At 50.1% G+C, this 7,201-nt stretch carries 7 protein-coding genes and 1 tRNA gene; 4 read left to right on the top strand and 4 right to left on the bottom strand.

The annotated features are described in order from the left end of the window. Positions 1-98 precede the first annotated feature (98 nt). From BOW51_RS05560 to pth, 4 genes are all read left to right on the top strand, one after another. Positions 99-173, top strand: a tRNA-Gln gene (locus BOW51_RS05560). A gap of 56 nt (positions 174-229) precedes the next feature. Beyond that, a complete protein-coding gene (locus tag BOW51_RS05555) occupies positions 230-1,168 on the top strand; it encodes a ribose-phosphate diphosphokinase (RefSeq protein WP_078476830.1) in 939 nt (312 codons plus the stop codon). Between the two features lie 93 nt (positions 1,169-1,261). Next, positions 1,262-1,918, top strand: coding sequence for a 50S ribosomal protein L25/general stress protein Ctc (locus BOW51_RS05550; RefSeq protein WP_078476829.1), 657 nt, complete (start codon positions 1,262-1,264; stop codon positions 1,916-1,918). 48 nt (positions 1,919-1,966) lie between these two features. Beyond that, positions 1,967-2,548 carry an aminoacyl-tRNA hydrolase gene (gene pth, locus BOW51_RS05545; protein WP_135568080.1) on the top strand — a complete coding sequence of 194 codons (582 nt, stop codon included), beginning with the start codon at positions 1,967-1,969 and terminating at the stop codon, positions 2,546-2,548. Positions 2,549-2,652: 104 nt separating this feature from the next. Here pth and BOW51_RS05540 read toward each other — a convergent pair whose 3' ends face one another. The 4 genes from BOW51_RS05540 to BOW51_RS05525 form a co-directional block, all read right to left on the bottom strand. After that, positions 2,653-4,374 (bottom strand): hypothetical protein, encoded by a 1,722-nt coding sequence (locus tag BOW51_RS05540; RefSeq protein WP_078476828.1) that lies wholly within the window; start codon positions 4,372-4,374, stop codon positions 2,653-2,655. A gap of 159 nt (positions 4,375-4,533) precedes the next feature. Next, positions 4,534-4,794 carry a hypothetical protein gene (locus BOW51_RS05535; protein ID WP_078476827.1) on the bottom strand — a complete coding sequence of 87 codons (261 nt, stop codon included), beginning with the start codon at positions 4,792-4,794 and terminating at the stop codon, positions 4,534-4,536. Positions 4,795-5,081: 287 nt separating this feature from the next. Beyond that, on the bottom strand, positions 5,082-5,621 hold the full coding sequence (locus BOW51_RS05530) for an SCP2 sterol-binding domain-containing protein (protein ID WP_078476825.1): 540 nt from the start codon (positions 5,619-5,621) through the stop codon (positions 5,082-5,084). A 73-nt stretch (positions 5,622-5,694) separates the two neighbouring features. Then, positions 5,695-7,104, bottom strand: a complete 1,410-nt coding sequence (locus BOW51_RS05525; protein WP_078476824.1) for an OmpP1/FadL family transporter — start codon at positions 7,102-7,104, stop codon at positions 5,695-5,697. Between the last annotated feature and the right edge of the window lie 97 nt (positions 7,105-7,201).

Genomic DNA, 7,201 nt, shown 5'->3' with positions numbered 1-7,201 from the left:
TGGGCGATGCTTCATGGATGAATCGCCCGAACATGTAGAGATAGCGAGTTTCGAGTTGTTGCAAATGGCAGGACTCGAAATTCAAAGAGAAGTTTTTTTGGGGCGTGGCCAAGTGGTTAAGGCACCGGACTTTGACTCCGGCATCGCAGGTTCGAGTCCTGCCGCCCCAGCCATATTTAGAAGTACCTGACTTGAACATCAACCGAGAGAGGTGATTGTTGTGAGTGGCATGATGGTATTTGCCGGGAATGCTCACCCGGAACTGTCGAGCAAAATCGCGCAGCATCTGAACCAGCCACTTGGCAAGGCGGTTGTAGGTCAGTTCAGTGATGGCGAGATCATGGTTGAGATCCAGGAGAATGTCCGCGGACGAGATGTTTTTATCGTGCAGCCGACTTCCGAGCCAACCAATGACAACCTGATGGAACTGCTGGTGATGATTGATGCCCTGAGGCTCTCATCGGCAGGACGCATCACCGCGGTGATGCCGTATTTCGGTTACGCCAGGCAGGATCGACGTCCGCGTTCGGCACGAGTGCCGATTACGGCGAGACTGGCAGCGAAAATGATCAGTGCTGCAGGCGCTGATCGTGTCCTGACAATGGACCTGCACGCTGACCAGATTCAGGGCTTTTTTGATATACCGGTGGATAACGTCTATGCGTCACCGGTGCTGCTGCAGGATGTCTGGCTGCGTGAGTATCCGGACCTGATGGTGGTGTCGCCTGATGTCGGCGGCGTGGTACGTGCCCGTGCGCTGGCAAAGCGCCTTGATGATGCTGATTTGGCGATTATCGACAAGCGTCGTCCACGCGCAAACGAGGCGCGGGTCATGAATATTATCGGTGATGTCGATGGGCGCACCTGTGTAATGATCGATGACCTGGTCGATACAGCCGGCACCCTGTGCAAGGCAGCTGCTGCGCTCAAGGAGCATGGTGCTACCAAGGTACTGGCCTACTGTACGCACGCGGTGCTGTCCGGACCGGCGGTTAATAATATCGAGGCGTCGGTACTTGATGAACTGGTGGTAACGAATTCGATTCCACTGTCACAGCAGGCGCGTAAATGTGAACGTATCCGGCAGCTGAATATTGCAGGGCTGCTGGCGGAGACTATGCGTCGCATCAGCAACGAAGAATCTGTCAGTTCACTTTTCGTGGACTGATTTAACCGAGCCGAAAGGCTCGTAACTGGAATCCTCTCTTTTCTGGTCGCGGGAAGAGAGGATGTTTTTTATCAGCAATTTTGGGAGAAAACCATGGCTGTAGATTTTAATTTGAATGCGGAATCCCGCAGCGATACAGGAAAGGGTGCGAGCCGCCGCCTGCGTCGCACGGGTATGGTACCTGGAATCATTTACGGTTCTGACAAAGAGCCGGAGATGATTTCCGTTAACCACAATGAACTGGTGCTTCACCTCGATCAGGAAGCCTTCTATTCGCACATTCTTACCGTCACTGTCGATGGCAAGAAGCAGAAAGTTGTACTCAAGGACCTGCAGCGTCATCCGGCAAAGCCTTTTGTCATGCACCTTGACCTGCTGCGCGTCAAATCCGGCGAGAAACTCAAGATGTCTGTTCCTCTGCACTTCGAGAACGAAGAGATTGCACCAGGTGTCAAGGCTGGCGGTATCGCTTCTCATCACGTCACAGAGGTCGAGGTTAGCTGTCTGCCGAAAGACCTGCCTGAGTACATCTCTGTCGATGTAGCTACACTCGATATTGGTGATTCTGTTCACCTCTCCGAAATCAAGTTGCCTGAAGGTGTGGAAATTCCTGCGCTGGCACTTGGCGAGGATCACGACCAGGCAATCTTTGCCATCGTTGCTGCCCGCATAGAGAAGGAGCCAGAAGAAGCTGTCGAAGGCGGTGAAGAGGCTGCTGCTGAAGGCGATGAAGAAGCTACCGAAGAGTAATTCGGAACATGCACCGGAAGCATACGGCTTCCGGTGCTTTTTCCTCCTGTGAGTAACAATTTCCCCATCCGTCTGATTGCCGGCCTTGGCAACCCGGGCGAAAAATACGCCAATACGCGTCACAATGCCGGTTTCTGGTTTGCTGATGCTGTTGCTTCAAAATACCATGCCAGTTTCCGTGAGCAGTCGCGCTTTCATGGTGTTGCTGCGCAGATAACTGACGGTGGCAACGAGTGCTGGTTGCTGAAACCGGCAACTTTCATGAATCGCAGTGGCCAGGCCGTTGGCGCCCTGTGCCATTACTACAAGATCAAACCTGAAGAAGTGCTGGTCGTTCACGACGAACTCGACCTGGACGCAGGTGTGATACGCCTCAAATCGGGCGGTGGACACGGCGGTCATAATGGCTTGCGTGACCTTCATAAGGTACTGGGGCCTGATTACCAGCGTCTGCGCGTCGGTATTGGTCATCCGGGCGATAAGCGCCAGGTCGTGAATTACGTCCTCAAACCAGCCTCGAAAGAGGATTCCATCGAGATCGAGCGCGCACTCGATCGTGCGCTTGATGAGTTGCCTGCGATTATTGCAGGTGATATGGCGCTGGCGATGAATCGTTTGCACCAGGTGTGAGGCATTGTTTCCTCTATCTTCGTCATTCTTGCGAAAATAGAAATTTTATATAAAGCACACAGGCCCTGAATAACTATTACAAAGTACAATGATTGATGACAGGGTTACGAAGCCTTTTCTATTAAGCTACGCATATAGTGTTTGATTGCAGTAAGAAGACGTTTTTCAGCATCTAAAGAGTAGGGTACAGAAGGGTCTGCAGTTGATAATAGATTCATTGTGGCATTGGTTTCAAAGAATAGAAATTTTCCTTCGCTGGTAACGTCAAAATCAATACCAAATATATCCAGTGGAATTCTCCGTCCGATCTCTTCAAGTGCTTGCATAATAGGTTGTCCAAGCTCTTCATACGGATTGGTGCAAATTCGATCTTCAGCAGCAAGAAACTCCGGTCGTTGTTGATGGAAGTTGACCATTATTTGGTCTTTTTTCGTGCGTCCGTAGATTTTCCATTCAGTGCTATGATCTACTCGGATAACATGGACTTCATCGCCGACAACGGCGGCTCTTATCTTGCGGTAAAGTCCTGATTCATGTCGGCTTTCGACAAATTGAGTCACGTAGAAATCAGTCGGTTTTTCATCCAGCGCTTGAGCCAGCGACTCTCTGTTGTCAACCTTTGACATCCCCTTTCCTTCCTGGGCAGAAAGAGTGCGGACGATAAAGGGATAATCGAACTGAGACTCGATCTCATCAACCAGGTCGGCATGAGATTTATTAATTTTTGAAAAACGGACTGTGCTAGGTGCAATGACACTTGGAATATCGTCGATCAGCTTGATTGTTTGATTCCTGCTGGCAGAGATGGCGTTGCGTGGATGATTAATGACTGGGGCGTTAAAGCTGTCAATAAAATCACAAAGGCTCGACAAATCACCCAATGAAATAAGTGACTCGGCATTGACAACGTTGTTGATGATCAAGTCAGGGTGGGGAAGTTTGTCGGTTGCTTTCCTGCTTGTCTCTGTAGCAGTCAATATGGATGAGAAATGAAATTCATCTGAAAGTCGCTCTCTCAACTGGCTCGGATAGTTGCCACTGAATTGTGAACCGCGCTCGTCGGCCTGGATTGTGGTTGAAAGGTTGGGGTGAGGATAAATAAGGAGTATGTTTTTTGATTGTCCTGGCTGTTTCGGGGCGTTATGAAATGGGTGCTCATCCGTGGCGCGCTCTGCAGTGGTAAGCATGAGTTCCTTGTTGTCCAGTGCAGCTGCTGCCTGATAGATTCTTGCAAGCAGGCTTAGGTCCGACCTTGGCTGTATTGCACGGTCGACCGTGGTAAATGTCTTCAGTGCTTCTGCATACTGCTCTTGCAGCATCTGGATGATGCCTATCGAGGCCATGATTTCGACGTCATCCGGAAGTGTTGCGGCAATCTGCTCCAGCAGGGTGCGTGAAGATTCCAGTTGTCCGGATTTGGCCAGTAGATTCGCAAGCTCAATGATTCTGTCCCGTTCCTGCGTGTCAGGTACGTGTGTTTGAGGCCATTTTGGCAGCTTCATGGAGGCATGCTTGTCGGCGGCCTTGAGGTTCCCCTCCTGGCGGAGTACATGCAGAAATGTATGCAGATTCGAAAATAAGACCTCGGGTTGGCCTGCGTATTTCAGCGATTGTTTCCACAGGTTTCTTGCGGCCTTCTTTTCATCACGCAGGTAGAGAATCTTTGCAAGCAAGTCGAGCGCTTCCGGGTTTTTGCTCTCGACTTGCAGAATCTCTTTCAGGAGTTGTTCGGCCCTGGTAAAGTTTTTTGAAGAGAGTAGTACTTTTGCTGTATGGAGTTGGTTCGCAGTCGTGCTGGCGGTGGTGTCTGTTTTTTTCATCATCATTTATCCGTATTCCGCTCTATTGCCGGCGGATTTTTTTAATGATACATGATGATGGGTAGCGGGGCTTACCCAGATAGAATAGATTAATTGTCGGAGTCCAGAACAAGACTCCGACAATTGGTCGTCAGGTATGGTGCTAAGCCCGTACCGGTCGAAATGTTAGTTGATTGCGCATTGGCCTGGATCGATTCCGGTCCTTTTTTTCTCACGCTTGCGTTGACGCATGCAGCATGCGATGGCGATTGCACTTTTCACCAGGTGGTAGCCATTGAATGCTAACAGTCCCAGTCCTATCAGGCTGATTAGCCAGAAATTGAAGCTGAGAATAAGTGCGAGGCCGAACAGTGCCCAGCCGAAGGTGACAGCTATCGGTGTTCTGTTATTGCGAGCTATCTCGCTTCTATAGTGTGTGCAAAACATAATTTCCACTTCCCTCCCAGGAAACAGCCGGGATAATTTGCTATTACAAAATTAGATAATGCTAATATAGTAAAGCTCCATGGAAAATGCAATGATATTTATCAGTGCACAACATTTTTGTTGTAAAGAGGTTTTCCCGGTTATGTGGACTATCCGTGATGTGCTTGCACTTGGGAGGGATTCAGGCAGTGATCCGGACCTGGTGTCCGAAATCCGTAGGGAAGTAGAGCATGGTATAAAAAAGGGGGGCAAATGCCCCCCTTTCTTAGTTGTGATTAACCGTTAGGTTAGTTGCAGCTACCAGCTGTGATGGCAGCTGCATCTTCACGAACGTCGTCAACTAGTTGCAGGTAGGTATTGAAAGGCCCCATGACACTCATGGCCTCCATCTTGGGGCCGTTAAACTTGAGCTTGCCCCACATCATGGCGCCCATTGCACCGGTCTCACCGGTGCCCATTTTGGCCCAGTTCTTGTCGCTGGCATGCATCTCGTAGTCCATGCTTTTGTCGAAAACAGCCGCCTTGGCATCCGGTGCACCGCCATAGGTACACATCGCCTTGCCGCCCTGGTCTTCAATGGTCATCTGAACCCTTGAGGCCTGACCACACGGTGCTGCTCCATCGTTGTCTTTGCCGCGATAGGATAGGATCAGCTTGTAGCCGCGGCCGCCGTTGTTGCCGGCCCAGTCGCCGCCCAGTTCATTGGTGAGGGTGCTGTTGTTATTCCATGCATCGCAGGCCATGGCGGCCCAGTCAGCGTCCATGAAGCCGGCGTTTGCTGTCAGTGGTGCAGCAATCAGTGCTGCAGCAATCAGTGTTTTTTTCATATGTTCTCCTCCAACAGAGAAATTACAGAGGGAAAAAGGCCCGCACGAGGCGGGCCAATAATCATTATTGTTATTAGAAAGTTTTGTTGTATGCGATGCCGAAGGCGTTCTGTGACATTTCAAGGTAACCGTCATTCATTACATATGAGCCATCAGGCGATGGCAATGATAAAGTTCCATCCTGCTTTTTGTTGAAGGTGTGGATGTATGAGCCAGTGATAGAGGCACCGTCACCCAATGATTTGGTAAAGCCAAATGTTGCATGATGTTCGGTGATGCCGGGCGCAAGCGTGTTAAGGGCGAATCCCAAGTCTGTAAGATCAACGGGGGTTTCACCATAGTTGTAACCTGCACGCAGGGTCAGATCGTCGCTGTACTGGTAAGCAAGACCAAGCTTGTATACAGTCTGGTCTCCCCAGCCAAAACCGGGACCATCATTGTCACCAAAACATGTGTCGGCAGGATCATCGCAGGCAGCAGGACTGCCTCCTGCTGCTACGTCAACGCTGTTCGGATTGTTACCCATTGCATTGGTGCCGCCATAAAGAATCTGCATCACGTCCATGGCAATATCGAGCTTGTCGGTCGCCTTGATCGCAATACCAACACCCCAGTTTGCGTGGATGTCCATGGTGCCGCCATCTGGAAAGAGTCCTGAATACTCATCAAATTCGCTCATCTTACCAATTGTTTGGTAAGTTGCACCAACAGTGACAGCGTCACTCAGTTGGGCCTGCATTCCGACCCTGAGGCTTGCGCCGTAGGCATAAGAGTTACCATTATCGGACAGGTTGGAAGGGTCGGCTGAGAAGCCGCCAAACATTGCAATACCATCAGCAGAAAAGCGTGCTGCGATGAGGTTTAATGCTGCACCGACAGATAGTTTGTCATTGACTTTGTAAGAGATGCTAGGCGTAACAAAAAGCTGCATCAGGTCAATGCCTACATTTGGACCATCATCCCATGGTGGTGCTTCCATTTCGTTGAAAGAGGGAGACTGCAGAATTGAAAACGGGTGATCTGTTCTGTATGTAGTATTCATGCCGCCGTTGCCGAAGACAGAAACACCAACCGAAAGGTCGTCGTTGATCATGCGGTTGTAGCCAAACTCAGGAATCGGGAACCATGACTCCATAGCACCGCTTCCATTTCCATTGTAATCGCCAACTAAAGCGGGTGCTGTTGCCTCACCGCAAGAAACTTCGCAGCCAGGTTCAACGCCCGGATCATAGAAACCTGCTTCGGTAGTAGAAAAACCACGATTCGGAATAAAGATTTCAATACCGACATCCATACGGTTGCCGAGGTGAACCATACCTGCCGGGTTATTACTGCCCTGCAGTGAATCCTGTGGGTATGCGATACTCGCACCGCCCATACCTTTTGCCATTTGGCCGATACCGACCGGCGCCATACCGTTGGTGGCAAACGCAGGTGCGACGAGTGCGGCGCTGATCGCCAGCGCCGTTAATGATTTTTTCATGACTCCTCCAAAACTTGAGTATGAATGCTTAGGAAATAGATTCCTGAATATATTGTTTTATTAACTAGTTAATTCGTCGGTTATTATTGTCGATCGA

Origin of the sequence: Solemya elarraichensis gill symbiont, from assembly GCF_002021095.1 — a bacterium.
Taxonomy (GTDB): Bacteria; Pseudomonadota; Gammaproteobacteria; order Chromatiales; family Chromatiaceae.
This window is presented reverse-complemented; position numbering and strand designations above follow the sequence as displayed.